Genomic DNA, 25,318 nt, shown 5'->3' with positions numbered 1-25,318 from the left:
AAAGGGAGAATCCATGCTCGGCTTCGTAACCGCTCTCGGCGCACTCACGATCCTGACCGCAATGGCCATTTCCGGCTTCGTCGCCGCCGAATCCCCGCGTGCCCTGGTGCGCGTGCGTAGCCGCCGCTGATTCCAGCCGGAACGTTTCCGGAAGTTACGCTCCAGGAAAGAATTTCCGACACCCCCCGGACCACCGATGTTGGTACTAGCGTTTGGCGAATGAGCAGTTTCGTCGATTTCCAGAACGAGATCTATCTCTCCGGACTCGCCGGTATCGTCCCCGCCCTGCCCATGACGGCGGCCGGACTGGAGGAGCGAGCTCGGGAAGTACTGGAACCGGCGGCCTTCGCGTACGTGGCGGGCAGCGCCTCCGCCGAACGCACCGCGGCGAACAATCTGCACGCCTTCGAGAAGTACCGGCTCATGCCGCGCGTGCTGCGCGGCACCAGCGGCCCGGGCGCGCGCGATCTCTCGGTCGAGGTACTCGGAACCCATTTGGCCGCACCGATTCTCACCGCACCCATCGGGGTGCTCGGCCTGCTGCACGAGCGCGGCGAGACCGTGGTCGCGGAGGTCACCCGCGAACTCGGCATCGGCATGGTGCTCTCCACCGCCGCCTCCTCCACCATCGAGGAGGCGGGCGAGCTCGCCGGTGACTGGTGGTATCAGCTGTACTGGCCCAACGATCCCGAACTGGCCCGCTCCTTCGTCGAACGCGCCGAAAAGGCCGGAGCCCGAGCCATTGTCGTCACCGTGGACACCCCGGCCCTGGGCTGGCGGCCCCGCGATCTGACGCTCGGGCACCTGCCGTTCCTGGCGGGCCAGGGTATTGCCAACTACCTCTCCGATCCGGTCTTCCGCGCCAAACTCGCGGCGCCGCCGGAGGAGAGCGAGGAGGCCATGCGCGCGGCCATCCTCACCTGGCTCGGCCTGTTCGGCAATCACGGCCTGCGCCCTGCCGATATCGCCAAACTCCGGGACTGGACCACCCTGCCCATCGCGGTGAAGGGTGTGGTGCACCCCGACGATGCCCGCCAATGCGTGGACGCGGGCGCGGACGCGGTGATCGTCAGCAATCACGGCGGCCGCCAGGTGGACGGCTCCATCGCCGCCCTGGACGCCCTGCCCACGATCGTCGCCACCGTCGGCGATCGCGCCGATGTCCTGTTCGACTCCGGTATCCGCTCCGGTGCCGATGTGATGATCGCGCTCTCGCTCGGTGCGAAGGCCGTCCTCTACGGCCGCCCGTGGGCCTACGGTCTCGGTATCGCGGGCCGCGACGGCGTCCGCCACGCCCTGCGCACGCTGCTGGCGGATTTCGATGCGGCCATGGGCCTTTCGGGCTGCACCAGCCTGGAAGACCTGAGCCGCACCATGATCAGCTCGTTCCGCTGACTCCGGGAGCGGAGCGGCCCGCGGGCGGATAAACTCAGCGCGTGGCTCCCGAACCCGGCGGTCGCGGTATCGCGGCCGAACCGAGATGGCTCACTCCGGAACAGCAGCGCGCTTGGCGGGCCTATATGGATGGCGGCCAGCGGCTCGTAGCCGACCTCAATCGGCAATTGCAGCGCGACAGCCAACTCTCCTTCGCCGACTACCGCATTCTGGTCCTGCTCTCCGAGGCTCCCGGTCACGCACTACGCATGAGTGATCTGGCCGACGGCGTACTCTCCTCGCGCAGCCGCCTCACCCATCAGATCCGCCGCCTGGAGACCCAGCGCATGGTCCGCCGCATGCCCTCCGAGGACGACGGCCGCGGCGTCATCGCCAAGCTCACCGATGAGGGCCTGCGCCGCCTGCGCCTGGCCGCCCCCGGCCACGTCGCCGCCGTCCGCCGCTACTTCATCGACCTGCTCACCCCACAGCAACTCACCGCCCTGGCCGCCGCCATGGAGCTGATCAACCTGGCCGGGGATCACCGCGCCGACTGATTGCCAGCCCAGCATCACCGCAAAGGTTCGCGGCCGTCCCGGTTCTGGACTGAGTGGAGGCGGGGGAGCGCAGCGGAGGAGCGGAGGGAGGGAAGAACCGGGACTTCGGGGCCGCGGGCCCCGCCCGCAGCGAAGCGGAGGGCAGAAAATACAGCACCCGCCCGCAGCGGAGCGGAGGGCAGTCAAACGCCGAACACCCTCGCGCATCACCGCAAAGGTTCGCGGCCGTCCCGGTTCTGGACTGAGTGGAGCGGAGGAGCGAAGCGGGGGAGCGGAGGGAGGGAAGAATCGGGACTTCGGGGCCGCGGGCCCCGCCCGCAGCGAAGCGGAGGGCAGAAAATACAGCACCCGCCCGCAGCGGAGCGGAGGGCAGTCAAACGCCGAACACCCTCGCGCATCACCGCAAAGGTTCGCGGCCGTCCCGGTTCTGGACTGAGTGGAGCGGAGGAGCGAAGCGGGGGAGCGGAGGGAGGGAAGAACCGGGACTTCGGGGCCGCGAACCCGCCCGGAGCGAAGCGGAGGGCAATTAAACACCGACTGCTAACATCACGGGGCTGGAAGCGTGGCAGAGCGGCCGAATGCATCCGCCTTGAAAGCGGACGTCGTGAGAGCGACCGGGGGTTCAAATCCCTCCGCTTCCGCTGCAATCACGTGGGTGGGCATGGGCTTTCGAGCCCATGCCCACCTCGTGTCGACACGGCGTTCGATCGCGCTGTAGCGGTGAGGGTGTGGTTCGTGCGCGGTTGGATCGGAATGGCACTCACGGTCCTGGCGCTGCATGTGCTGGGCTGGGGCATCCTGCTGCTGTTCGTGGTACCCGGTCATCACATGGTGCAGGGCGCGGTCTTCGGCGTCGGACTCGGCGTCACCGCCTACACCCTCGGCATGCGGCACGCCTTCGACGCCGACCATATCGCCGCCATCGACAACACCACCCGCAAACTCGTCGCCGAGAACGGCCGCGCCAAGACGCACACCGTCGGATTCTGGTTCGCCCTCGGACATTCCAGCATCGTCTTCCTCATGGTGACCCTGCTGGCGCTGGGTGTGCGCGCGCTGGCCGGCCCGCTCGAGGACGAGGGCTCATCGCTGCACAGGTGGACGAGCCTGTGGGGCACCGGCATCTCCGGCACCTTCCTCATCGCCATCGGCCTGCTGAATCTGGCGTCGCTGTTCGGGATTTGGAGGGTGTACCGGCGCATGCGCGGCGGCGACCTCGACGAGGCCCGGCTCGAATATGAGCTCGAGCACCGCGGCGCACTCAACCGGGTACTCGGTCCGATGGTGCGGATGGTGCGCAAACCGTGGCAGATGTACCCGGTCGGCCTGCTGTTCGGACTCGGTTTCGATACTGTCACCGAGGTCGGGCTGCTGGTCATCGCGGGCGGCGCGGCCGCCACCGGACTGCCCTGGTACACGATTCTCGTTCTGCCCCTGCTGTTCTCGGCCGGGATGACGCTATTCGACTCGCTCGACGGGTCTTTCATGAGCTACGCCTACGACTGGGCGTTCGCGCGACCGGTGCGCAAGATCTACTACAACCTGGTGATCACCGGCCTGTCGGTGGCGGTCGCACTGCTGATCGGCGTTCAGGAGATCATCGCCATCTTCGTCGAACGACTGGACATCACAACGGGTTTCGTGGCCTGGATCGGCAATCTCGACCTCGGTGATCTCGGCTTCGTCATCGTCGGACTCTTCATACTCACCTGGGCGGTGGCCCTCGGTGTGTGGCGGCTCACCGATATGGAGACTCGCTGGGAGCGTGATCTCGCCGCGGAGTGATCTCTGGCAGGATTGTGTTGTGGATCGCCGCCGTTCACTGCGGTGTCGCCTCTTCGGCACCTTCGCCAGCGTCGCACTGCTCGCGGGTGCGGCGCTCCTGACTCCGCCGCCAGCACTCGCGGAGCCACCCGTCGATTCCGGCTCCAACGAGGAGTCCCCACCCGCCGTCGATCCGGTGCACCCCACCCATGCCGCCATCGCGCACATCGAGAATGTGAGCGACCGGCTGCTGCGGGTCTCGATCGCCTCACCCGCCATGGGGCGAACCGTCGACGTGCAGGTACTGCTGCCCGCCGTACACGACACACCCCGCCCCACGCTCTACATGCTCGACGGCCGCAGTGCCGCGGCCGATGCCAACAACTGGGCCGTCAAAGGCGGCGCGCTGCGCTTCTTCGCCGATAAGAACGTGAATGTGGTCTTCACCCTCGGCGGGCCCGCCAGCTACTACACCGACTGGCAGCACGCCGATCCGAAGCTCGGCACCAACCGCTGGGAAACCTTCCTCACCCGCGAACTGCCGCCACTGCTGGATGCCCGCTTCGGCGGAAACGGCGTCAACGGCCTCACCGGCGTATCAATGGGCGCCGAGGGTGCCATGATGCTGGCCGTCCGTCATCCGGAGCTCTATCGCGCCGTGGGAGCCCACAGCGGCTGTTACGCAATGAGTTCGGACTTCGGACAGGCGCAGGCGCGCGCGGTGGTCGGCACCTTCGGCGGCGATCCGGACAATATGTTCGGTCCGTCGGACGATCCGCAGTGGGCCGAACACGATGTGGTCAATCACGCGGAGGCCCTGCGCGGCAAGACCATCTACCTCTCCTCGGGCAGCGGTATCCCGGGCGAACACGACGGCCCGGGCAATCCCGATGCCCGCCAGTCGATCATGTTCGGCGGACCGCTCGAGGCGGGCGCGAATATGTGCACCACCCAGCTCTCGGACCGCCTCGCCCAGTTGGGCATCCCGGCCGTGGTCGACCTGCGCCTCACCGGCACCCACTCCTGGCCCTACTGGGCCGATGAGTTGCCGCGCTCGTGGCCCACGATCTCCGCGGGCCTCGGAATCGGCTGAGCCCCTTCGTCATCCCGGCTTTCTTTCGGCCGGGATCCACCCCTATCCGAGGAATCGCGCGACGGTGTTCGGATCGGTGGCGAAGCTCAGGAACAGATCGTTCTCGTGCGGATCGCCCGCGGTGATGCGCACACCGTCATCTCCGTAGGGCCGCACCAGAACTCCGGCCTCGGCACTGGCCACACCGTATTCGGCGCTGCGGTCCCCGAGCGGCAGCCACAGGAAGTTCGCCTGGCTGTCCGCGACCCGGTAGCCCGCCGCCACCAACGCGTCCCGCATCCGATCACGTTCCGCGATAACGGCATCGGTGCGCTCGAGCAGCTCGTGCCGAGCGTCCAGCGAGGCGATGGCCGCCGCCTGCGCCACCCGGTTCACGCTGAACGGGATATGCACCTTCATGAGTGCGGTGATGACGTCGGGATCGCCGACGGCGTAGCCGACGCGCAATCCGGCCAGCCCGTACGCCTTCGAGAAGGTGCGCAGCACAAGCACATTGGGCCGGGTGCGGCCGATCTCCACGCCATTGGGCTGATCTTCGAGCCGCATGTATTCGTAGTACGCCTCGTCGAGCACCACGAGCACATCCGCGGGCACCGAATCCACGAAGCGGATCAGCTCCGCCGCCCCATGTGCCGTACCGGTCGGATTGTTGGGGTTGCAGACGAACACCACCCGCGTATTCGGCGTGATGGCCGCCGCGAGGGCATCCAGATCGTGCGCGAAGTCATGATCGAGCGGCACCCGCACCGCTCGCGCCCCGGCCACCTGGGTGACGATCGGGTACGCCTCGAACGAGCGCCACGCGAACACCACCTCATCGGTGGGGGCGAGGCAGGTGATCTGCACCAGCTCCTGGCAGAGGGCGACACTGCCGCATCCGGCCGCCACATTCTCGACCGCGACCCCGTGGAATTCCGCGATGGCCGTACGCAATTCGACCGCCGCATTGTCCGGATACCGGTTCACCAGCTCCGCGGCCTCGGCGATCGCCTTGGCCACCGAGGGCAGGGGCGGAAAGGTGGTCTCATTGCTGGCCAGCTTCACCAGGTCGGGGTGGCTGCGGCCGGCGATGTAGGCCGGAATGGCATCGAGATCCGGACGAATGTGCGCGCTCACCCATCCAGCCTATGTCCCGGACTCGGCGGTGCCGCGCGCCGGTGTCATCCCGGATGCTCGAAGGTGGCGAATCCGGTACCGCGGCAGCTGTAAGGGCATTTGTACCGGAAAATGTACGGGCCGCTGGCCTCGGGAAAACATTAATCGCGAAGTTACCTTGCACAACTACTCTGGCTGCATGGCGGGCATTTTCCGAGATCTAGCGCCTGTGCATGAGACGACGAGGGTTCCTCTCACTGTGATCGAACCGGACGGTCATGCACGTGGCGGCATCGTGGTGTTGCACGAATCGCGCGAATTCACCGATCCATTGCTGGATCTCATGCGATCACTGGCCGATGACGGCTGGACGGTGGTCGCACCCGATCTCTTCCATCGGGCCAATGGTGTGGTCCCGGACCAGGTTTTCGGCGCGGACCTGGTGGAAGACTTCGACGCCTGCTTCGACTGGCTCACCGGTCACGGCGTCTTCCAGGACTGCATCGGCGTACTCGGCTTCGACTCGGCGGGCACCGCCGCGGCCCTGGTGGCCACCAACCGGCGTATCGGTGCGGCGGTCAGCGTCGCCGCCCCCGGTATCGACACCCCGCTCACCCCGGAGGCGATCGCGCTCGCCATCGCCGCCCCCGAACTGCTCTCGCCCTGGCTGGGTCTGTTCGGCGCCGACGATCCGCGCACCCCACCCGAGCAGGTCGACCGCCTGCGCGACGCCGCCGCCCGTGCCGATGTCGCCACCCTGGTGGTCAGCTATCCGGGCCTGCGCCACCGCCCCGATCACCCCGGCTTCGATCCGGGCGCATCCGATGATGCCGCCACCCTCGACGCCCAGACCCGCATCTTCGAATGGTTCGACAGTCACCTGCGCTGAACCACCACCGCCGATGGTCGTTGTCACGCCTCTGACCAGCCGTTTTGCCTATTGGTCACCCGCTGTGTAATCTTTCGTCCCGGCGGTTCGAAAGGACCGGCGCCCTCGTAAGAGAAGGCTCCAGGAGGCGTGCCAGAGCGGCCGAATGGGACTCACTGCTAATGAGTTGTCCCTTCACGGGGACCGGAGGTTCAAATCCTCTCGCCTCCGCCAAGCCCGGTTCGCCGGGCCTGTTATAACTGAATGCAAGACCATGCGCCCGTAGCTCAACGGATAGAGCATCTGACTACGGATCAGAAGGTTAGGGGTTCGAATCCCTTCGGGCGCACAACATGTCAGAGACCCTTTCGCTCATGCGAGAGGATCTCTTTCGTTCTAGCTGACGACATCGTTCGACGACAACCCAGGTCCACGGAACAGCTTGTCCATGCTGGCCACCGCCTCGCGCTGCACCGGGTCGATCACCTTCAGGTAGGTCCCCGTGGTCACCGAGATCGAGGAATGCCGCAGAATCCGTTGCACCGTCGCGGCTTCCACATGCTGAGCGAACAGCAGTGTGGCACAACTGTGTCGAAGATCATGCAGTCGAATCGGACGTACTCCAGCCCGGCGCACCAGAGCCTCGCTGCGCTCGCTCACGGGAGCGTTGGCGCGTCGCCACCCCCACACCGCCACGAATCCCATTGGGCGACTTCATGCAACGAACAGGATGAAGAGGTGGCGGACCTGGGAGCCGGACCCGACTGGTAGTCCTGAGCGCCGTCAGTGAATCGGCCAGTATCTCCTTCACCGCGGAGTCCGAAGCCTCCCGACTCATCCACCGGACTCCAGCCCATCGAGGTTGGGCCTGCTCACGTTAGGAGCTCCCCGCCTCCTCATCGGCCCGATTGTCTCGCTCCACTCAGCCGTGTCAAGGGAAAGAGCGCCCTTGACACGGCTGAGCTCCGCTGAGGATGGCCTGTATGAGGAAGCAGGGAGAAGAACAGTCGTTGGTGCGAGATGTGCATGACCTGGGCTTCTGAGATGTGGTCCGACAACTCCACGATAGTGCCTCAAGCATTTTGGTCGAAGGTGTTGCACAATGGGTGTGCTGGCAGTTGGGTTACATATGTAACCCATCAGGGGGCTAGGCGACCGCAGCCACGGTCACCCGCCCCCGTCAGGGTTCAACTCAGCTGAGCTGAGTCAACAACCACACAACGATTACGAAGACCTCGGGAGCTACGGTCAAGCAGACCCCCGGGGTCTTTGTGTCGCTGCGGCGATGCTTCTTTCGCTCTTTCGACATCGCGATCACCTCCTCTCCCAGGACGCGGCCTCAGGTCACCAGCGGTGCACTGAGCGGCCCCGTCCCCGAGGAGGGGATGAGTCCCCGACCCCATCTCTGAGCGGGGGATCGGTTCACAGATAAGACTAGCCGCGAAATCTCGGATACCGACTTCTGTGCGCGTCGCGAACCTGCATATATCGCACAGTTCCGGCAGAGCGCGGAAAACTCGGGATTTTCTTTGGTTAGCAAGGCCTTACATCGAAGGTTCGGTGGGCATCCGCGCTGCGTTTGGTACGGAAATTTGACGGTCCCTTCGGGGAGGCCTCGTCCACATGTGGCAATTGTTCAGACTTGGCCACTGAGATCCTGACGACACGGGTGACGACAACCCTGCCAACGTCAGCCACGAACACGACCTGATGTGGAGCTTCACCGGATGCGGATCTCCACCAACCTCAGCTTTGCGCCTCACTAGGGATCAGAAGGTTAGGGGTTCGAATCCTTTCGGGCGCACAACAAAATGTCCCGCACCGGTTGGTGCGGGACATTTTCGGTAGGGAGAGTCGAACTACTTCCAAGCGGCCAGATCCGGCAGCTCACCCGTGAGGCCGTCACCGGGGGAGCGGCCGATCAACCACGCGGCCAATGCCGCCGCCGGTCCGGTGATCTCCGTCTCAGGATCGCCGACCGCGCCGGTGTATCCGATGTCGGTGGCAGTCACCGTGAACCCGATCCCCTCCTTGGCGGAGAGGTCGGCCACGGCCTGCGGCAGCAGGCGCGCCACGAACGCCGCGGGCCAATCCCGGTACGTATAACCGACATTCAGGTCCACGTGGTGAATCTCGACCTCCAGCAGCCGCATCCACAGCACCCGGCTGGCGGGCAATTCACCGCCCTGACGGTTACGCACAATGGCCTGCCAGCTTTCGGCGGGCATCACCCGCGCCAAAGCCAGCCAGCGCTCGGAGGCGGCCGTGAGGTCCTCGAATTGTTCGCGCAGCGGCCGCGGCGCACCCGCCTCGATATCGGCATCGCGCAGGAAAGCGCTTGCGTACTGTGGGGTTTCGATGCCGGTGCGCGCCCACAGCAGCAGATTCACCAGACTGTCGGCATTGCGCGCGGTATGCGCCAGCACATGCCCGCGGGTCCAGCCGGGTAGCAGTGAGGGCTCCACCAGATCGGCGTCGGTGAGGGCGGACACGGTGTCGAGCAGACGGGTGGTCGCGGCGGCGACAGTATCGAGCTGGGTGGCTATCTCGGTGAGTTCCGGTGCGTCGCTGGTCACAATCCGACCCTACCCAGCGTTGCGGTCGGAATCCCGTTCAGCGACAACGATTTGCACCGCGAGCGCGATCAGCCACAGTGACATCGCGCCCACCTGGATGCGCTGTGCGATACCCAGACCGTAATTGCCGGGCAGATTGTCGGCGATCAGCATCCACGCCGTCACCGCCGAACCGACGATCAGAATCCACAGGCCGGTATGGCGCAGAATCGGCCAGCGCCGGTACTTGAACGCCGCCACGCTGAACGCGATCATCGCGATATAGATGGAGAACACCGCCAGCGAGCTCGTCAGCGCGTGAATCTGATGCAGCTGCGGGAAGAGTCCGGTCTCCGAGTACGTATGCGTCACAGCCGGATCGATGGGCCACTGGGCATCGGCGATGGTGGACAGGCCGAAGCAGGTCAGCGCGATCCAGCCGATGGTGGAGTAGCGGCGGCGCGAGTACAGCAGCAGTCCGCCGATACCGGCGACGGCGAGCATGGCGCCCGAGACGGTGTCACCGGTGGTGAAGACCCAGCGGAACGGCGCACCCTTCTCGGCCAGTTGGCTCAGGAAGGTATTGGTCGGATCGCTGGGGATGGGTAGCAGGAACTCGAGCACCCAGGAGGAGTAGCCGATTCCGGCGACCGCGATGAGTATCGCGATGCACCAGCGCAGTATCCGTTTCCAGCGTGGCGTCGCCGGGGCGATCGGTGCTGCCTCGGCCTGCTTCTGCTCGGTGGGCATCATCGCGGTACTCGCTTTCGCTGGCCTCGCTCGCTCTCACAGCCGTACTGGTCGGACGGTCGGGTGGTAGGTCCATTGTCGCCCATCGCCCGCGCCAACCCCTCACACCCCGCTGGTCAACGCCGACAACACCAGGTCGGCCGCCGATTCCGCGGCTTCGTGTTCCCACACCCGCACCACCGTCCAGCCCGCCGCCGCGAGCCGTGCATCGGTATCGCGATCCCGCGCCACATTCCTGGCCAGCTTCACGGTCCAGAATTCGGCGTTGTTCTTCGGCGAAGTCGCGTGCACCGGGCAGGAGTGCCAGAAACACCCGTCCACGAAGACCGCCACCTTCCGCCGCGGGAACACGATGTCGGCCCGCCGCCGCAGCTTCGGCAGCGGTGCCCTGTCCACGAAGAACCGCGCACCCCGCCTGTGCAATTCCCGCCGCAGCGCCATTTCCGGTGCGGTATCGGCTCGCCGCTGCTTGGCCATGCGCGCACTGGTGGCCGCATCGGTGGTCGGGCGCGGCACGCTCACCGGAGGTTCCGGCGGTGGCGGTGCGACATGCGTGGACTCCTGGCGTACGGGTCGGGGTCGCCCCGCTGCGCTCAGGCGGCCTCGCGCGGAAATCCTCCCATTCGGTCGAGGTGGTTCTCCACATCCTCGATGAATCCAGGGGGAAATCTCAGGGTGCCCATGGCGGTGCGGCGCAGGAATCCGGCCGTCGCGCGCGCGGAGAGCAGATTCACCTCGTCCAGGAACCAGCGCAGATCCTCGTACGGCGCGTGTACGGGCCAGGTGGAGACCGGAACCCGGTACACCTCGCCATCGCGGCCCCACGCGGCCTGCGGCCAGGCGCGGCGGGCGTGCGCCTCACCCTCGGGGAATTCGTCATCGGCGGGATCGGCGAGACGACCCGCGATCCAGGAGGCCATGCGCACGCTCACCGCATTGCCGACCAGCTTCCAGCGATGTCCGCGCCGCACCCCGGCGATATCGAGAGCCGGTGCGGTCCAATCCCGTTCGAACCCTTGAAGCCGTTCACAGTCGGTGATGCCCGGCGTGACCAGCTCACCCGAGGGCAGCCGCACCGCCGGCGGACTCGCGATCCCCAATCCGGAACCGCCCTTCAAGGTCGGTACCGCGTTCACCGCCCAGCCCAGCCCGCGGGTGCCCTCGGTCCAGTAGAACCCGCACGGATCGTGCGCCGGATCGCCGACCGTATGCGCCCCCGCGTCCGTGCCGAAGAGCACCGGCCGCGGATCCTCGGTGCGCGAGGCCAGCATCAGCACCCGCTGTCTGCGCTGCGGCAGTCCGAACGCGCGGGCGTCCACCACCCGGTAGGCCCAGGTGTAGCCGAGCTCGTCCAGCGCGCTCGTAATATGCCGCATGGCCGCCCCACCGCCGAGCTGCAGCATGAACGGCACATTCTCGATGAGCAGCCAGCGCGGCCCGCGTTTGCGCTTCACCAGGCGGAACACCTCGTCCACCAATCCCGAACGCGCACCGGTGATTCCCGCCGTCCGCCCGGCCTGCGACAGGTCCTGGCAGGGGAATCCGGCCGCCACCAGATCGACCCCGGCGGGCAGCGATCTGAGCCTGGTCACATCCGAATGCAGCTCCACCCCGGGAAATCGCGCCGCCAGCACGGCCTGCGCACCGATATCGATCTCACAGAGCAGTTCACTCTCCCAGCCGTGCGTCGCAAGACCGAGCTCCAGCCCGCCGATCCCGGCGAACAGCCCGACCATCCGCGCGCCAGCCACAGAATTCCCTTCCAGCCCCAAGTGCCCCAATGCCCGCGACTACGTTACTCGAGTCCCGACGACCCGCCATCAACCAACACAGGGCATACCGGGCGGTCTGCATCGCCGCCATCCCAGCCCCCCTCCGACACGCCGCAACACGCTCATAGGGGTAAACCCCAAGTTCGCGGCCGCCCCCGTTGTGCCCAGAGCCCCAAGTTCGTGGCCCGCCCCCGTTGTGCCCAGAGCCCCAAGTTCGTGGCCCGCCCCCGGTTCTGGACTGACCGGAGCGGGGGAGCGAAGCGGAGGAGCGGAGGGAGGGAAGAACCGGGGTCACAGGGCCACGAACCGCCGGAGCGCAGCGGAGGCAATTAGACCCAGCACCGCCGGAGCGCAGCGGAGGCAGATAGACCCAGCACGTACGGTTATAGGCGTGACGGAGAGCGGGAGCGAGGACTCGAAACCGGCGGTGGCGAAATGGCCGTCGATATTGACCTGGCGTGCGCACAACGCGTCGCGAATGGAATCGGTGCGGGTTGTGCTCAGCGGCAACCGGATTCGCGCCGCCGGCCGGATCATCGCGGGGGAGTGCGAGGACCATCCGGCCTTCAGCGCCTCCTATGACCTGGTCACCGATGAGAACGGGGTCACCCGGCGCCTCTCCCTGCGCAGCACCCTCGCCAGCGGCGAACGGCATGCCTCCATCGCCCGCGATGAGGAGAACTACTGGCTCATCGATGCCGGTGGCACCCATGTGCGCTCCACCTTCGGCGGTGCGCTCGATGTCGACGTGGTGCTGAGCCCGTTCTTCAACACCCTGCCGATCCGCCGCTACGGTCTGGCGCATGCGAGCGAGGACGTCCAGGTACCGGTCGTCTACGTCCGCCTCCCCGACCTGCTCGTCCAGGAAGCCAGCCTCACCTACAGCAGCGGAGCCGACGGTATCCACGTTCTGTCACCCGTCTCCAGCGCGACGGTCACAGTCGACGAAGACGGTTTCCTTCTGGACTACCCCGGCCTCGCCGAACGCATCTGACGGGTCATCCCGAACGCAGCCGACGCCCGTCGTCCCGGCAGTGCCTTCCCCGTCATCCCGGCATGCTTTCGGCCGGGATCCACACCCCAGCTCAGAGCGACTCGATAACCCCGCCACGCCTTCCCGCGTCGGCCAGCCGCGCAGCCCAATCCTGGTCTCCCGGCCGCACATCGGTGATCGCCCACCGCTCGTTGTCCTCGAAGTCCACCCGCCCGTCATGCCCAGCATCGGCGAGCAGTCCGATGGTCCCGCTGTCCCGCAGACTGTCCCGCGCCCCTTCCAGCACGCGCAGCGCATCCTCGAGCACCTCGAGCAGTGCCGTCGCATTGGGATCGCAGATGGCCCGCACCAGATCCGGTGCGGTCGCCGCGACCCGCGTGCCATCCCGGAAGGACCCGGCGGCCAGCCCCAAAGCCAGCGGCCCGCCATTGGTCCCCTGGATCGCGAGCGCCTCGGCGAGCATATGCGGCAGATGCGAAATCCGCGCCACCGCCCGATCGTGCTCCTCGCTGAGTACCGGCACCACCACGGATCCGCAGTCCAGTGCCAGCCGCGCCACCCGGTCGAAGGCCACCTCGTGCACCCCCGGATCCACGCTCACCGCCCAGGCGGCGCGCTGGAACAGATCGGGCGAGGATGCGGCCCAACCGGATTCACTGGTCCCGGCCATCGGATGCCCGCCCACATACCGCCCGGCCAGCTCATGCCTGCGCATGGCCGCGGCGACCGGGGCCTTCACACTGACCACATCGGTGAGCGCGCAGTCGGGCGCGAACGACTTCACATCCGAGAGAATCGTGTCGAGCGCGGGCATGGGCACACCGACAACGATCAGGGCGTCCTCGCGAGCGGCCCGCCGCAACACGGCCTCGATATCGCTGATCACATCGAAATCGTCTTCGCGGGCGGCCTTGGCCCCGGCCTCGGATCGGTTGAAACCCCACACGTCGTATCCGGCCGCGGCGGCCGCGCGCAGCACCGATCCGCCGATCAATCCGGTACCGAGGACACAGACTGCTGCTTTCGGATGGCCCGTCATACCACCAGATTCGCATACGACTTCAACATTTACCCCGAAGCGGACTACCGTTGCGCCCATGGCAGCACAGCGCTCGAGCACGAACAGGGCGGCGTCGGATGAGTACGACGACGTGGAAGGGTTCGCAGTGGCGGTTGTCCGCGAAGAAGCCGATTGGAAAGTTACGCCGCTGAGTGCGGCTGCGCTCTCCAGTCTGTCCGCGGCCGAGGCCGAATTGCGTGAGCTGCGAGCTTCCGGCGCGGTATTCGGCCTGCTCGATATCGACGATGAGTTCTTCATCATCCTCCGTCCCGGCCCGACCGGGAGCAGAATCCTGCTCTCGGACGCGACCGCGGCCATCGACTACGACATCGCCGCCGATGTGCTGGAGGAGTTGAATATCGAGATCCCGGATATCGATCCGGACGAACTCGACGATATCGAGCCCTGGGAGGAGGGTGACCTCGGTGTGCTCTCCGATCTCGGCCTGCCCGAACCGGTGCTGAGCGTCATCCTCGCCGAAACCGACCTCTACCCGGACGAACAGCTCGGTATGGTCGCCCAGCGCCTCGGCTTCGCCAATGAATTCTCGGCGGTCCTGGACAAGCTCCCGCGCTGACCGGTATGCCCTCCGACGAGGAAATGATCCGCGCGGCCATCGAAGCGGCGGCCGCCGCGGATCCTCGTGACGTACCCGTCGGCGCTGTCGTCTTCGACAGCGCGGGCCGGGAACTGGCGCGCGCGGCGAATGCCCGCGAGGCCCTCGGCGACCCGACCGCGCACGCGGAGGTCTTGGCGCTGCGCGCCGCCGCCAAGGTGAACGGCGACGGCTGGCGTCTCGAGGACGCGACCCTCGCGGTAACCCTCGAGCCCTGCACCATGTGCGCGGGCGCCCTGGTCCTGTCCCGCGTGGGCAAAGTGATCTTCGGCGCCTGGGAACCGAAAACCGGTGCCGTCGGCTCACTCTGGGACGTGGTCCGTGACCGACGTCTCAACCACCGTCCCCAAGTCCGAGGCGGCATCCTCGAATCCGAATGCGTCGCCCTCCTCGACGATTTCTTCAAAACCCAGCGCCACTGATCCCCTCCGCAGGCGATTTCAGTATTGGGCGCCCGGTCCGGTAAAGTCACCGGCGGTGGCGTGTCCGAGCGGCCTAAGGAGCACGCCTCGAAAGCGTGTGAGGGGTAACCCCCCTCCGAGGGTTCAAATCCCTCCGCCACCGCTGAGAAAGCCCCTCACCTGAAATTCCAGGTGAGGGGCTTTTCGTATCCGCAACAGTTCAGGTGTGTTCTGGCCTAGCTCTCGATCCGCAGGGCTTCGGCGATCTTCTCGACGTCCATCTCCGAATCGGTCGCCACCAGGTGCACCAGGTCGAACGCCTCATCCTCGGACAGCGCGGAAAAGTAGCGGCCGTTGATCCACAGCATGATTTCCATAGCGGACCACGCGGTGCGTCTGTTGCCGTCCACGAACCCGTGATTGCAGATCAAAGAGTGAAGCAGCGCAGCGGCTTTCAGCTGCAGTGTGGGGTAAGCATCGGTTCCGAACATCCCAGAGGAGGGACGACCCGCGGAGGAAGCCACCAGCCCCGCGTCGCGTACGGCCGCAGTGCCACCCAGGTGGCGGGCATTGAGGTTCACAATGTCCTCCGGGGTCAGGTAGATCATGCGTCGGCCAACCGCTTGAACAGGCCGGCGCGACGTGCGAACACCTCGTCAGCGGCCTCGGCGACCAAAGCTGCGCGAGTCTGCTGCGCGGCCCACTGCTCCACGGCCTGCACCACGGCAGCGTTGGCGGAGATATGCGAAGCCTCGGCGGCCTGCTCAAGGCGAGCCTTGGTCTCGTCGGGGAATCGAACACTCATCGTCTTAGTCATACCGAAATGATACCACGTGGGTGAACCATTTTGGTATCACTGGGACGGGTTGGAGCGCCTCGGCATTCTTGCTCAGGCTCCGGTGGTCTCCCAATCGAAGCCGTCCAGGTCGGTGCAGGGGGCGGCGTTGGTGTTGATGGCGAAGCGATGTGCGCCGGTGCCCTCGGGGTCGACGCCCGCGTCCTTGGCGGCGAACTTGCGGCTGTAGAGAGCCAGCTTGATCGAACCGGCCGGGGCCTCGAACTCGACGTACTTGCTGCCGAAGCTCTTGGCGACGGGCAGACCCTGATCGATGTAGAACTGCTTGGTGGCCTTCACATTCTCGACGCCGAGCAGGATGACGATGTCGTCGACCTCGCGGGTGAGCGGGCCGCTGTCCTTCTTGTTGGAGGTGGCGATCTTCCAGAGCACGCCGTCCGGCGCCTGGATGACACCGCCGTAGCCCCAGAAGCTCTTCTTGGCGGGCTTGATCACGGTCGCGCCCGCATCGAGGGCGGTGCCGATGAGGCTGTCGACCGTGCTCGGCTGGGAAACCACCAGCGAGAGGACGAAGCCGCGGAAGCCGGAGGTCGGGGCCTGCGAGGCGCGCACCCGGATCTTGTCACCGAGGCCGAACGCCGCGGCGTAGAACGCCTCGGTCGCGGCGGCGTCGGGGGCCTCCAGGGTGACGGCGGGGATGGCGGTCTGAGCTGCGGTGATGTTCATGAGAACTACGTTATGGGGCGGGGGTACCCCGGCGCTTCTCGATTCCTGATCGCTTCGCGGACTGGTTCTACCCGGCCTTGCCGGCGGTGAGTTCCAGGGCGGTCGGAATGGCCGCGAAGGCATTGTGCAGGCGGTCGATGAGCGCGGCGCGGCCGCCGTCGCCATCGGTGCCGACCCAGGCGCGCCCGGCGATACTCCAGGCCGTGGTGGTCAGCTCGGCCAGGATATGCGGGCGCAGATCATCCGGTGTGAGGCCGAGTTTGGTTGTGAGACAGTCGATTACCTGCTTCTCAACGCCCGAGCGGTAATAGTCGACATGGCCCATCAGGGTGGGTGCGGTCAGGACCAGGCGGCGGGTGGCGATATAGCGCTGATCCCAATCCGGTGGCAACGCTTCGGTCGCGGTGGTGAGTGTGTCCCGCAGTTCGCCGAGGATCGGCCCGGCGATCTCTCGATCCTCCAGTGCCGCAATGTAATTCGACCACAGTTCGGTCTCCGCTTCGGTGGCGGCGGCCTCTTTGGTGGGGAAGGTGCGGAAGAAGGTGCTGCGCGAGACCTCGGCCTCTTCGACCAACTGCTCCACCCGGGTGGCGTCGAAGCCCTGTTCGGTGAAGAGCCGCAATGCGACATCGGCCAGGGCGCGGCGGGTGCGCAGCCGTTTGCGTTCGCGCAGCGGCAGTGTGCGGTCGTCGACGGTCATGGCGCAAGCATAACCGAGAACGGAACTGAGTAGCTCTAGGGACTCAGTTCAAATTGGTACTTGCACACTTTTGGAACTGGGTGTCATGATTGCTGTACGCCGAACGGAACCCTTGAACGAGGAGCTCGAAATGACCACCACCGCCCCGACCCTGAACCCCGCGATCATCGGCCAGGCCGAGAAGCACCACACCGCGATCCTGGCCCGTGCCCTGACCGGGACCACCCTGGACGAGCGGCAGTGGATCACCCTGAATCAGGCCCTGGCCGCGGGCGTCGCGGTGCCGCGCGTCGCACATATCGCACGGGTCGCCGGAATGACCCGGTGGGAGCCAAACGAGGTCGAGCGGGCGGCCGCGGCCCTGATCGAAAAGGGCCTACTGGCAATGCTTCCCGGCGATGAAGTGCAAATCAACGCGGCCGGCCGCGAAATGGTCGCACGGGTGCGCGCCGCGTCGGGCAAGATCCTGGACCCGGCCTACGGCGTGGTCTCCCAAGAGGAACTGGAGATCGCGGCCCGCGTGCTGACGGCCATCACCGCGCGCATGTCCGAGGAGCTGGCCCGCGCGTGACCCGCTCGAAAAACGCTGCCGGACAGGTAAAGCACGGCCCCACACCTGAATCCAGATGCGGGGCAGGGCTTTTCGGCAAGTGGGACTAGACGCCCGCCGGTTCCTTGTCGAGTGCGACCGGAGCCGAGGACTCCTTGAGCGCCGCGAGCTTGGCGCCCTCCACGTCGATATCGGGCAGGACGCGATCGAGCCACTTCGGAATCCACCACGCCCACTTGCCCATCAGGACCAGCAGGGACGGGATGAGCACCATGCGGACCACGAAGGCATCGAGCAGGACGCCCGCCGCCATGGCGAAGCCCATGGACTTGGCCACCACATTCGGCTCCAGCATGAAGGCGCTGAAGACCGAGATCATGATGATGGCCGCGGAGGTCACCACCCGCGCACCGTGGTGGTAGCCGCTGATCATGGCGTCCTTGGCGGACTTGCCGTGCACGTACTCCTCACGCATACGGGTCACCAGGAACACCTGATAGTCCATGGCGAGGCCGAATACCAAGCCGATCAACATGATCGGCAGGAATGACACCAGCGGATGCGCCTCGACCAGGTTGAACTTGCCCTCCTGGAAGATGAGCACGGTCGCGCCGAAGGTGGCCGCCATGGACAGCAGGAAGCCGAGCGCCGCGGTGAGCGGTACCAGGATCGAGCGGAACACCAGGATCAGCAGCAGGAATGCCGCGCCCGCCACGATCGCCAGATAGGGCACGATCTTGCTCAGCAGACCCGCCGACACATCCGCGTAAATGGCTGTGGTGCCGGTGATTCCGTACTCCATGCCGTACCGGTCGTTGAACTCCGATTCGGCATCGCGGGCGTGTTTGACCAGGTCCTTGGTGACCTTGTCGTTCGGCCCGGCCTTGGGCACCGCCATGAAGAGCGCGCCTTCGCCGTCCTTGCTGGTCTGCGCGAAGGTCAGGTAGTCCAGCCCGCCTTCACCCTGGTAGGAGTCCAGCTTCGAGCGCAGTGCGTTGAGCGCCTCGGTGCGCTGATCCGACGGTGTCTTGCTCAGGTCGACGGCGACCATGAGGGTGCCGTTGGAGCCTTCACCGAATCCGGCGGTCTGCAGGTCGTACGCCTTGCGCAGCGTCGAATCCTTGGGCATGGAGTCGCCGCCGGGCAGACCGAGCTGCATATTGAGCGCGGGCGCGGCCAGCAGGCCGAGCAGCACCACCGAGATGGCGAGCGTCAGCGCCGGCGCCTTGCCGATGAGCCGGGCGAAGCGCTGACCGTTGGTGGTCGAGTTCTCGTCCTCGGGATCGTGCTTGGCGACCAGCGGCAGCTTCGGCTTGAACAGGAAGCGGCCGAACGCACCCATCAGCGCGGGCATCAGGGTGACCGCGACCAGTACCGCCATGAAGGCGGAGACCGCGCCGAAGATACCCATGTAGGTCAGGAAGCTGACGCCGACGAAGGCCAGGCCCGCCAGCGCGATGATGACCGTCAGACCGGCGAAGATGACCGCGGATCCGGCGGTGCCGACAGCGGTGCCCGCCGCCTCTTCCGGCGAATTCGATACGGCCAGTTCATGTTTGTACCTGGAGACGATGAACATGGCGTAGTCGATGGAGAGCGCCAGGCCGATCATGGACGCCAGAATCGGCGTGAAGGTCGGCACGGTCAGCCAGTGTGTGCCGAACATGATGATGGAGATGGCGGTGCCGACACCGACGAGCGCGGTGAGGATGGGCACGAAGGCCGCGACGACCGCGCCGAAGCCGACCATCATGACCACTAGTGCGACGGCGATGCCGATCATCTCGGAGGTGCCCTGTGATCCGCCCTGCTCCTGTGCGATGGAGCCGGTCAGTTCGACGGTGAGCCCGCTGGCGCGTGCGTCGTCGCCGATGTCGTACGCCTTGGTCTGGTCATCTTTGGTGATGTCCGAGAACTTGGCGATGGCGTACTTCGCCTTGACGGTGGCGACCGAGTCGGGGGTCTGTTTGTTGAGCACATTGAGCGGTGCGCTGGAGCAGATGCCCGAGAAGTCCGAGGAACCGCGATCGCCACTGCTGAGGCAGTCGATCTTGGCGGGTTCGCCGATCTTCTTGGTGACGTTGATGGGATTCACCGCCGGCACGGACTTGTCGACGATGTCGAGTCCGTTCAGCTTGTCCACGAAGGCCTGCAGCGCGGCGGCGTTCTTCGGGTCGGTGAGCTTCTCGCCCGCGGGTGCGCCGATCACGTAGGTGCCGGTGACCGCGTCGGGGTCGAAGTCGGCGGAGGCGCCGGGGAAGTGTTTGTCGAGGATCTCGGTTGCCCGCTCCGAGGGGAGGCCGGGCATATTGAAACTGTCCTGGAAGGGTTTGGCGAGGGAGCCGCCGACGCCGCCGATGACGATCAGCGCTAGCAGCCACACTCCGATGACGAGCCATTTTCGGCGGAAGGCGAACTTTCCCCACCGATAGAGGTAAACGGACACAGAGGTTCTCCTGGCAATGTGTTCGGGGCGATGATTTTCTGCCTACCGTGCGGTAGGTAGACTACCTATGAATTAACCGGAGGAACAACCTCAACTTTTCCGGCGGCACTCGCGCCACGGCGCCTGGTGAGAGGATGGGGCATATGGTGGGTCGAAGTATCGCGGGAACTGTTGTCGCAGGTAGAAGTACGAAAGACGCGATCCGCGACGCTGCGATCGAGTTATTTACCAGCAAAGGGTTCGAGCAGAGCAGTCTGCGCGAGGTGGCCGATGCGGTGGGAATCACAAAGGCATCGCTCTACTATCACTACGCCTCCAAAGTGGATTTGCTCATAGCGATAATCCAGCCGATGGTCGACGACCTACGTGAGTTGGTGGAGAGCCTCGACGAAATTCCGCATTCGCCGCAGACCGTGCGCGAGGTACTGGAATCACACCTGCGATCCATTCTCGGGCATCGTACCGCCGGCACTCTCTGCATGCGCGATACGGTCGCCATCCTCAATGCCCTCGGCGACCGCTATCCGGACATGATCGAACTCAGCCGCCGCATGTGCCGATGGCTCGCCGGACCCGGTGCGGATGACGAGACCACGCTGCGCGCCGCCGCGGCCATGCAGGTGCTCAGCGCCGCGCTCATGTCGCAGGAGAGCGTCCCCAATGCCTCCGAGGAGTTGATCGGCGGCGTGCTACTGGAAGCCGCGCTCGGTGTATTGAATTCGCCGCGATAAGGTTTCGTTCGCCGCCGACGAGATCAGGAGAGCGAAGTGCACATCACCGCGAAGGTCGATTACGCGGTGCGCACCCTCGTGGAAATCGCGAAGGCGCAATCGGATTCGGTGAAGGCCGATGCCATCTCCGCGGCACAGGACATTCCACCGAAGGTGCTGGAATCGGTTGTCGCGGATCTGCGGCGCGGCAAATTGGTGACCAGTCGGCGCGGCCCGGACGGCGGATATCGGCTCGCCCGATCCGCCGGTGAAATCAGCATCGCCGATGTCATTCGCGCGGTCGAGGGACCACTCGCCTCGGTGCGCGGACAGCGCCCGGAGGATGTCAGCTACGCCGGAGCGGCCGAACCGCTGCAGCGGGTGTGGATCGGCCTGCGGGTGAATATCCGCGCCGTACTCGAACGGGTGACCATCGCCGATATCGCGCACGACCTGCTCCCGTCCTTCCTGGACGAACTGCTGCACGATCCGGACGCGTGGACCCGCCGTAATCGCGCGGCCGAGGGATCGACCGCGACGCAGTGGCAGGATCTGGACCGGCCGAATATCTGAATCAGACGGTTGTGCCGGAAAACGTCGCGCCGGACGGCGCATTATGGCGGTAGCCTGCCACCATCATGTTGATTCGACTACTCCGCACCTTCTTGGCGCCCTACCGCAAGCAGTTGGCGGGGGTCGTGGTGCTTCAGCTGATCTCGGTCATCGCAATGCTCTATCTACCGAGCCTGAACGCCGACATCATCGACAACGGCGTCACCAAGGGCGATATCGGTTATATCTGGAGCACCGGCCTGATGATGCTCGCCGTCACCGGCGTGCAGATCATCGCGCAGGGCGTCTCTGTCTATCTGGGTGCACAGGCCGCCATGGGCGCGGGCCGCGATATGCGCGCGGCCCTGCTGCACCGGGTCGGCACCTTCTCCGCGCGGGAGGTCGGCGTCTTCGGGGCGCCCTCGCTCATCACCCGCAATACCAATGATGTGCAGCAGGTCCAGCTGCTCGTGCTGATGAGCGCGACCATCCTGGTGATGGCCCCGATCATGTGCGTGGGCGGTGTCTTCATGGCGCTGCGCGAAAGCCTCGGGCTGTCCTGGCTGCTGCTCATCGCGGTGCCCGCGCTCGGCTTGGCGATGTCCCTCATCATCGCCCGTATGGTGCCCGGCTTCCGGCGGATGCAGGATCGCATCGACAGCGTGAACCGCGTGCTGCGCGAACAGATCACGGGTATCCGCGTGGTGCGCGCCTTCGTGCGCGAGCGGCAGGAGACCTGGCGTTTCGGTGTCGCCAACAAGGAGCTGACCGAGCAGTCGCTGTATGTCGGCCGCTATATGGCGCTGATGTTCCCGTTGGTCATGCTGATCTCGAATGTGACCGCCGTGGGCGTGATCTGGTTCGGCGGCCACAATATCGACGACGGCACCATGCAGATCGGCTCGCTCACCGCGATGCTGTCGTACATCATGCAGATCCTGACCGCGGTCATGATGGCCTCGTTCCTGGCCATGATGGCACCGCGCGCGGCGGTCTCGGCCGAGCGGATCGGCGGGGTGCTGGACACCGACTCCTCGGTGCTGGAGCCGCCGCTGCCGCAGGCGTTCAAGGAGGATCCCGCGATCGTGGATCTGGCCTTCGCCGAATTCAAGTTCCCGGGCGCGGAAAAGCCTGTGCTGCGGGCGATTCGGTTCCGGGTGGCGCCCGGCACCACCACCGCCATCGTGGGCGCGACCGGTTCGGGTAAGACCACGCTGGTCAATCTGATTCCGCGGCTCATCGATGTCACCGACGGCGCGGTCTACGTGGGCGGCACCGATGTCCGGCATATCGAGCTGGAGACGCTGCGCAATCAGATCGGCCTGGTGCCGCAGAAGGCGTACCTGTTCTCCGGCACCGTCGCCTCGAATCTGCGCTACGGCAAGCCCGACGCCACCGAGGAAGAGCTGTGGCACGCGCTGGAGATCGCGCAGGCCGCCGACTTCGTGCGGGATATGCCGCAGGGGCTGGAAACCCCTGTCGCACAGGGCGGTACGACCGTCTCGGGTGGTCAGCGCCAGCGTTTGGCGATTGCCCGTGCGCTGGTGCGCAAACCCCGCATCTACCTGTTCGACGACTGCTTCTCCGCGCTCGATGTCGCCACCGATGTGCGAGTGCGGGACGCGTTGCAGCCGGAGACCTCCGAGTCTTCGGTGATCATTGTGGCGCAGCGTATTTCGACCATTCGTGAGGCCGATCAGATCGTGGTGCTGGAGGACGGCGCCATGGCGGGTATCGGTACGCATGACCAACTGCTGCGCGATTGCAAGGAGTACCGGGAGATCGTGGAGTCCCAGTTCAGCGTCGAGGAGGTGCGATGAAATATTATGGCGAAGCCTTTCATCGCACCGATCGGGTGCGGGTGTCCCGCATGACACAGGCGGAGGTCCGATGAGGCCCGGACAGCCGAATCCCGGCGCGCCCGATACCAAGGCCAAGTCCTTCGGTCCGTCGCTGAAGCGGTTGATGCGCCGTCTCGCGCCCGAACGTTTCTATCTCTCAATCGTTTTGGCGCTGGCCGTCGGTTCGGTGGTGCTCAATACGCTGGGCCCGCAGATTCTCGGTAAGGCCACCAACCTCATCTTCGACGGTGTGGTCGGCAAACAGCTCGGGCAGGGTCTGCCGCCGGGCACCAGCAAGGATCAGGCCGTCGAGGCGCTGCGGCAGGGCGGGGACAACACCTTCGCCGACATGCTCGCCAGCATGGACGTGATTCCCGGCGTCGGCGTCGACTTCACGGCCGTCGGGCATGTGCTGGCCCTGGTGCTGGCGCTGTATGTCGGCTCCTCGGTCTTCGGCTGGTTGCAGGCGTTCCTGCTCAATGTGGTGATCAACCGGACGGTGAAGCGACTACGCGGGGAGATCGAGGAGAAGATCCACCGCCTGCCGCTGAGCTACTTCGACTCCATGCCGCGCGGCGATGTGCTCTCCCGCGTCACCAATGACGTCGACAATGTGGCGCAGACGCTGAATCAGACCATGAGCCAGCTGCTCATCTCGGTGCTTTCGGTGATCGGCATTCTGGGCATGATGTTCTGGATCTCCTGGCTGCTCGCCTTGATCGCGCTGTTGACCGTGCCGCTCGCGGTGATCGTCACCGCGCAGATCGCCAAGCGTTCCAAGCCGCACTTCGTCGATCAGTGGAAACTGACCGGCGCGGCCAATGCCCAGGTCGAGGAGGCCTTCACCGGGCACGAGGTGGTGAGCGCCTTCGGTCGCGTGCGTGAGGTCGGCGAACGCTTCGACGAGACCAACGGCAAGCTCTACGACGCCTCGTTCCAATCGCAGTTCATCTCCGGGCTGATCATGCCCGCCATCATGTTCCTCGGGAACCTGAACTACGTGCTCATCGCGGTCGTCGGTGGCCTGCGGGTGGCATCGGGTCAGCTGTCCCTGGGTGAGGTGCAGGCGTTCATCCAGTACTCGCGTGGCTTCACCCAGCCGCTCACCCAGATCGGCTCGATGATCAACATGTTGCAGTCGGGCGTGGCCTCGGCGGAGCGCATCTTCGAGATCCTGGACTCGCAGGAGCAGGTGCCCGATCCCGAGGTCGAGGATTCGCGCCCGGTGGATCGCGGCCGCGTCGCGTTCGAGAAGGTGTCCTTCCGGTACGAGCCGGAGACGCCGATCATCGAGGAGCTGTCGCTGGTCGCCGAGCCCGGACATGTGGTGGCCATCGTCGGGCCGACCGGTGCGGGCAAGACCACGCTGGTGAATCTGCTCATGCGGTTCTACGAGGTGGATTCGGGCGCCATCACCATCGACGATGTGGATATCACCCGAATCACCCGTGATCATCTGCGTTCTCGCATCGGCATGGTGTTGCAGGACACCTGGCTGTTCGGCGGCACCATTCACGAGAACATCGCGTACGGCAATCCGAACGCCTCCGAGGAGGAGATCCTCGCCGCCGCCCGGGCCGCGTATGTGGATCGTTTCGTGCACGCGCTGCCGCACGGCTACGACACCATGATCGATGAGGAGGGCTCCGGCGTCAGCGCCGGTGAGAAGCAGCTCATCACCATCGCGCGCGCGTTCCTGGCCAAGCCGTCCATTCTGATTCTGGACGAGGCCACCAGTTCGGTGGATACCCGCACCGAACTGCTGGTGCAGCACGCCATGGCGGCGCTGCGCCGGGATCGCACCAGTTTCGTTATCGCACACCGCCTTTCGACCATCCGCGATGCCGACCTGATCGTCGTCATGGAGAAGGGCAAGATCGTCGAGACCGGAACGCACGACGCCCTGCTCGCCGCCCGCGGCGCGTACTTCCGCCTGTACAAGGCCCAGTTCGCCGCCCCGATCGACGAGGACGAGGAGCCGGACGCCGCCGTCGAGTTCAGCAAGGCGAGCAGCTAGAACCGAAGGAAACGGTCCGCCCGCGCCATACGGTGCGGGCGGACCTTTCTTTTATGGGTGTGTGCCGGGTGACAGGGTCGG

25 protein-coding genes and 4 tRNA genes are annotated in these 25,318 nt (G+C 65.7%); 17 read left to right on the top strand and 12 right to left on the bottom strand.

Annotated features, from left to right (window positions below; genetic code table 11):
• Nucleotides 1-219 precede the first annotated feature (219 nt).
• The 5 genes from OHB26_RS10460 to OHB26_RS10440 all read left to right on the top strand — a co-directional run bounded on the left by OHB26_RS10460 (nt 220) and on the right by OHB26_RS10440 (nt 4,788).
• A complete protein-coding gene (locus OHB26_RS10460) occupies nt 220-1,395 on the top strand; it encodes a lactate 2-monooxygenase (RefSeq protein ID WP_330183986.1) in 1,176 nt (391 codons plus the stop codon).
• A gap of 125 nt (nt 1,396-1,520) precedes the next feature.
• Nucleotides 1,521-1,931 carry a MarR family winged helix-turn-helix transcriptional regulator gene (locus OHB26_RS10455; RefSeq protein WP_330185573.1) on the top strand — a complete coding sequence of 137 codons (411 nt, stop codon included), beginning with the start codon at nt 1,521-1,523 and terminating at the stop codon, nt 1,929-1,931.
• Between the two features lie 556 nt (nt 1,932-2,487).
• Nucleotides 2,488-2,572 (top strand) — tRNA-Ser (locus OHB26_RS10450).
• 112 nt (nt 2,573-2,684) lie between these two features.
• On the top strand, nt 2,685-3,716 hold the full coding sequence (locus tag OHB26_RS10445) for a HoxN/HupN/NixA family nickel/cobalt transporter (RefSeq protein WP_330183985.1): 1,032 nt from the start codon (nt 2,685-2,687) through the stop codon (nt 3,714-3,716).
• Between the two features lie 19 nt (nt 3,717-3,735).
• Nucleotides 3,736-4,788 carry an alpha/beta hydrolase gene (locus OHB26_RS10440; RefSeq protein ID WP_330183984.1) on the top strand — a complete coding sequence of 351 codons (1,053 nt, stop codon included), beginning with the start codon at nt 3,736-3,738 and terminating at the stop codon, nt 4,786-4,788.
• Between the two features lie 42 nt (nt 4,789-4,830).
• Here the strand turns inward: OHB26_RS10440 and hisC are convergent, their stop codons facing one another.
• The gene (gene hisC / locus OHB26_RS10435; protein WP_330183983.1) at nt 4,831-5,904 is read right to left on the bottom strand and encodes a histidinol-phosphate transaminase; all 1,074 of its coding nucleotides are present in this window, start codon (nt 5,902-5,904) and stop codon (nt 4,831-4,833) included.
• A gap of 178 nt (nt 5,905-6,082) precedes the next feature.
• On the opposite strand from hisC, the gene OHB26_RS10430 reads away from it, so the two are divergent.
• The 3 genes from OHB26_RS10430 to OHB26_RS10420 all read left to right on the top strand — a co-directional run bounded on the left by OHB26_RS10430 (nt 6,083) and on the right by OHB26_RS10420 (nt 7,100).
• Complete coding sequence (locus tag OHB26_RS10430; RefSeq protein WP_330183982.1) at nt 6,083-6,772, top strand: dienelactone hydrolase family protein; 690 nt, start codon at nt 6,083-6,085, stop codon at nt 6,770-6,772.
• A 123-nt stretch (nt 6,773-6,895) separates the two neighbouring features.
• Nucleotides 6,896-6,985: transfer RNA gene (locus OHB26_RS10425), tRNA-Ser, on the top strand.
• A 42-nt stretch (nt 6,986-7,027) separates the two neighbouring features.
• A tRNA-Arg gene (locus OHB26_RS10420) sits at nt 7,028-7,100 on the top strand.
• Between the two features lie 47 nt (nt 7,101-7,147).
• Here OHB26_RS10420 and OHB26_RS10415 read toward each other — a convergent pair.
• From OHB26_RS10415 to OHB26_RS10395, 5 genes are all read right to left on the bottom strand, one after another.
• Nucleotides 7,148-7,411, bottom strand: a complete 264-nt coding sequence (locus OHB26_RS10415; protein WP_330183981.1) for a tyrosine-type recombinase/integrase — start codon at nt 7,409-7,411, stop codon at nt 7,148-7,150.
• Nucleotides 7,412-8,610: 1,199 nt separating this feature from the next.
• Nucleotides 8,611-9,327 (bottom strand): maleylpyruvate isomerase family mycothiol-dependent enzyme, encoded by a 717-nt coding sequence (locus OHB26_RS10410; RefSeq protein ID WP_330183980.1) that lies wholly within the window; start codon nt 9,325-9,327, stop codon nt 8,611-8,613.
• Nucleotides 9,328-9,336: 9 nt separating this feature from the next.
• Nucleotides 9,337-10,059 carry a DUF998 domain-containing protein gene (locus OHB26_RS10405; protein ID WP_330183979.1) on the bottom strand — a complete coding sequence of 241 codons (723 nt, stop codon included), beginning with the start codon at nt 10,057-10,059 and terminating at the stop codon, nt 9,337-9,339.
• 99 nt (nt 10,060-10,158) lie between these two features.
• Complete coding sequence (locus OHB26_RS10400; protein WP_330185572.1) at nt 10,159-10,572, bottom strand: very short patch repair endonuclease; 414 nt, start codon at nt 10,570-10,572, stop codon at nt 10,159-10,161.
• A gap of 77 nt (nt 10,573-10,649) precedes the next feature.
• Nucleotides 10,650-11,792 carry a DNA cytosine methyltransferase gene (locus OHB26_RS10395; RefSeq protein WP_330185571.1) on the bottom strand — a complete coding sequence of 381 codons (1,143 nt, stop codon included), beginning with the start codon at nt 11,790-11,792 and terminating at the stop codon, nt 10,650-10,652.
• A gap of 427 nt (nt 11,793-12,219) precedes the next feature.
• On the opposite strand from OHB26_RS10395, the gene OHB26_RS10390 reads away from it, so the two are divergent.
• Nucleotides 12,220-12,822 carry a putative glycolipid-binding domain-containing protein gene (locus tag OHB26_RS10390; protein ID WP_330183978.1) on the top strand — a complete coding sequence of 201 codons (603 nt, stop codon included), beginning with the start codon at nt 12,220-12,222 and terminating at the stop codon, nt 12,820-12,822.
• Nucleotides 12,823-12,913: 91 nt separating this feature from the next.
• On the opposite strand, the gene OHB26_RS10385 is transcribed toward OHB26_RS10390, so the two are convergent.
• On the bottom strand, nt 12,914-13,861 hold the full coding sequence (locus OHB26_RS10385; protein ID WP_330183977.1) for a prephenate dehydrogenase: 948 nt from the start codon (nt 13,859-13,861) through the stop codon (nt 12,914-12,916).
• Between the two features lie 58 nt (nt 13,862-13,919).
• Between OHB26_RS10385 and OHB26_RS10380 the strand changes: the two genes are divergently transcribed.
• The 3 genes from OHB26_RS10380 (at nt 13,920) to OHB26_RS10370 (ending at nt 15,062) form a co-directional block, all read left to right on the top strand.
• Nucleotides 13,920-14,459 (top strand): tRNA adenosine deaminase-associated protein, encoded by a 540-nt coding sequence (locus OHB26_RS10380; protein WP_067570755.1) that lies wholly within the window; start codon nt 13,920-13,922, stop codon nt 14,457-14,459.
• Between the two features lie 5 nt (nt 14,460-14,464).
• On the top strand, nt 14,465-14,920 hold the full coding sequence (locus OHB26_RS10375; RefSeq protein ID WP_330183976.1) for a nucleoside deaminase: 456 nt from the start codon (nt 14,465-14,467) through the stop codon (nt 14,918-14,920).
• Between the two features lie 54 nt (nt 14,921-14,974).
• Nucleotides 14,975-15,062, top strand: a tRNA-Ser gene (locus tag OHB26_RS10370).
• A gap of 73 nt (nt 15,063-15,135) precedes the next feature.
• Here OHB26_RS10370 and OHB26_RS10365 read toward each other — a convergent pair.
• From OHB26_RS10365 to OHB26_RS10350, 4 genes are all read right to left on the bottom strand, one after another.
• A complete protein-coding gene (locus OHB26_RS10365; RefSeq protein WP_330183975.1) occupies nt 15,136-15,507 on the bottom strand; it encodes a type II toxin-antitoxin system death-on-curing family toxin in 372 nt (123 codons plus the stop codon).
• The gene (locus OHB26_RS10360; RefSeq protein WP_330183974.1) at nt 15,504-15,716 is read right to left on the bottom strand and encodes a hypothetical protein; all 213 of its coding nucleotides are present in this window, start codon (nt 15,714-15,716) and stop codon (nt 15,504-15,506) included. Before OHB26_RS10360 ends, OHB26_RS10365 begins: the two co-directional genes overlap by 4 nt.
• A 72-nt stretch (nt 15,717-15,788) precedes the next feature.
• On the bottom strand, nt 15,789-16,421 hold the full coding sequence (locus OHB26_RS10355) for a glyoxalase (RefSeq protein WP_330183973.1): 633 nt from the start codon (nt 16,419-16,421) through the stop codon (nt 15,789-15,791).
• 67 nt (nt 16,422-16,488) lie between these two features.
• Entirely contained in the window at nt 16,489-17,121 is a 633-nt protein-coding gene (locus OHB26_RS10350; protein WP_330183972.1) for a TetR family transcriptional regulator, read from the bottom strand.
• A gap of 130 nt (nt 17,122-17,251) precedes the next feature.
• Between OHB26_RS10350 and OHB26_RS10345 the strand changes: the two genes are divergently transcribed.
• On the top strand, nt 17,252-17,692 hold the full coding sequence (locus tag OHB26_RS10345) for a hypothetical protein (protein ID WP_330183971.1): 441 nt from the start codon (nt 17,252-17,254) through the stop codon (nt 17,690-17,692).
• An 85-nt stretch (nt 17,693-17,777) separates the two neighbouring features.
• Here the strand turns inward: OHB26_RS10345 and OHB26_RS10340 are convergent, their stop codons facing one another.
• On the bottom strand, nt 17,778-20,117 hold the full coding sequence (locus OHB26_RS10340) for an MMPL family transporter (RefSeq protein WP_330183970.1): 2,340 nt from the start codon (nt 20,115-20,117) through the stop codon (nt 17,778-17,780).
• Nucleotides 20,118-20,251: 134 nt separating this feature from the next.
• Here OHB26_RS10340 and OHB26_RS10335 point away from each other — a divergent pair, with 134 nt between their 5' ends.
• The 4 genes from OHB26_RS10335 to OHB26_RS10320 all read left to right on the top strand — a co-directional run bounded on the left by OHB26_RS10335 (nt 20,252) and on the right by OHB26_RS10320 (nt 25,237).
• Nucleotides 20,252-20,848, top strand: a complete 597-nt coding sequence (locus OHB26_RS10335; RefSeq protein WP_330183969.1) for a TetR/AcrR family transcriptional regulator — start codon at nt 20,252-20,254, stop codon at nt 20,846-20,848.
• A 36-nt stretch (nt 20,849-20,884) separates the two neighbouring features.
• The gene (locus OHB26_RS10330) at nt 20,885-21,400 is read left to right on the top strand and encodes an RrF2 family transcriptional regulator (RefSeq protein ID WP_330183968.1); all 516 of its coding nucleotides are present in this window, start codon (nt 20,885-20,887) and stop codon (nt 21,398-21,400) included.
• Between the two features lie 65 nt (nt 21,401-21,465).
• A complete protein-coding gene (locus OHB26_RS10325; protein ID WP_330183967.1) occupies nt 21,466-23,199 on the top strand; it encodes an ABC transporter ATP-binding protein in 1,734 nt (577 codons plus the stop codon).
• A 70-nt stretch (nt 23,200-23,269) separates the two neighbouring features.
• The gene (locus OHB26_RS10320; RefSeq protein WP_330183966.1) at nt 23,270-25,237 is read left to right on the top strand and encodes an ABC transporter ATP-binding protein; all 1,968 of its coding nucleotides are present in this window, start codon (nt 23,270-23,272) and stop codon (nt 25,235-25,237) included.
• Nucleotides 25,238-25,318 lie beyond the last annotated feature (81 nt).

The sequence above is a fragment of the Nocardia sp. NBC_01503 genome, from assembly GCF_036327755.1.
Classification (GTDB): domain Bacteria; phylum Actinomycetota; class Actinomycetes; order Mycobacteriales; family Mycobacteriaceae; genus Nocardia.
The sequence above is the reverse complement of the archived record's forward strand: the minus strand, read 5'-3'. Positions and strand labels throughout refer to the sequence as shown.

Bases quoted from the DNA above. Each gene is read 5' to 3' on its own strand.
- OHB26_RS10460 (WP_330183986.1), top strand. From the start codon at position 220: ATGAGCAGTTTCGTCGATTTCCAGAACGAGATCTATCTCTCCGGACTC.
- OHB26_RS10455 (WP_330185573.1), top strand. From the start codon at position 1,521: ATGGATGGCGGCCAGCGGCTCGTAGCCGACCTCAATCGGCAATTGCAG.
- OHB26_RS10445 (WP_330183985.1), top strand. From the start codon at position 2,685: ATGGCACTCACGGTCCTGGCGCTGCATGTGCTGGGCTGGGGCATCCTG.
- OHB26_RS10430 (WP_330183982.1), top strand. From the start codon at position 6,083: ATGGCGGGCATTTTCCGAGATCTAGCGCCTGTGCATGAGACGACGAGG.
- OHB26_RS10405 (WP_330183979.1), bottom strand. From the start codon at position 10,059: ATGATGCCCACCGAGCAGAAGCAGGCCGAGGCAGCACCGATCGCCCCG.
- OHB26_RS10395 (WP_330185571.1), bottom strand. From the start codon at position 11,792: ATGGTCGGGCTGTTCGCCGGGATCGGCGGGCTGGAGCTCGGTCTTGCG.
- OHB26_RS10385 (WP_330183977.1), bottom strand. From the start codon at position 13,861: ATGACGGGCCATCCGAAAGCAGCAGTCTGTGTCCTCGGTACCGGATTG.
- OHB26_RS10380 (WP_067570755.1), top strand. From the start codon at position 13,920: ATGGCAGCACAGCGCTCGAGCACGAACAGGGCGGCGTCGGATGAGTAC.
- OHB26_RS10375 (WP_330183976.1), top strand. From the start codon at position 14,465: ATGCCCTCCGACGAGGAAATGATCCGCGCGGCCATCGAAGCGGCGGCC.
- OHB26_RS10365 (WP_330183975.1), bottom strand. From the start codon at position 15,507: ATGATCTACCTGACCCCGGAGGACATTGTGAACCTCAATGCCCGCCAC.
- OHB26_RS10360 (WP_330183974.1), bottom strand. From the start codon at position 15,716: ATGACTAAGACGATGAGTGTTCGATTCCCCGACGAGACCAAGGCTCGC.
- OHB26_RS10355 (WP_330183973.1), bottom strand. From the start codon at position 16,421: ATGAACATCACCGCAGCTCAGACCGCCATCCCCGCCGTCACCCTGGAG.
- OHB26_RS10350 (WP_330183972.1), bottom strand. From the start codon at position 17,121: ATGACCGTCGACGACCGCACACTGCCGCTGCGCGAACGCAAACGGCTG.
- OHB26_RS10345 (WP_330183971.1), top strand. From the start codon at position 17,252: ATGACCACCACCGCCCCGACCCTGAACCCCGCGATCATCGGCCAGGCC.
- OHB26_RS10335 (WP_330183969.1), top strand. From the start codon at position 20,252: ATGGGGCATATGGTGGGTCGAAGTATCGCGGGAACTGTTGTCGCAGGT.
- OHB26_RS10325 (WP_330183967.1), top strand. From the start codon at position 21,466: ATGTTGATTCGACTACTCCGCACCTTCTTGGCGCCCTACCGCAAGCAG.
- OHB26_RS10320 (WP_330183966.1), top strand. From the start codon at position 23,270: ATGAGGCCCGGACAGCCGAATCCCGGCGCGCCCGATACCAAGGCCAAG.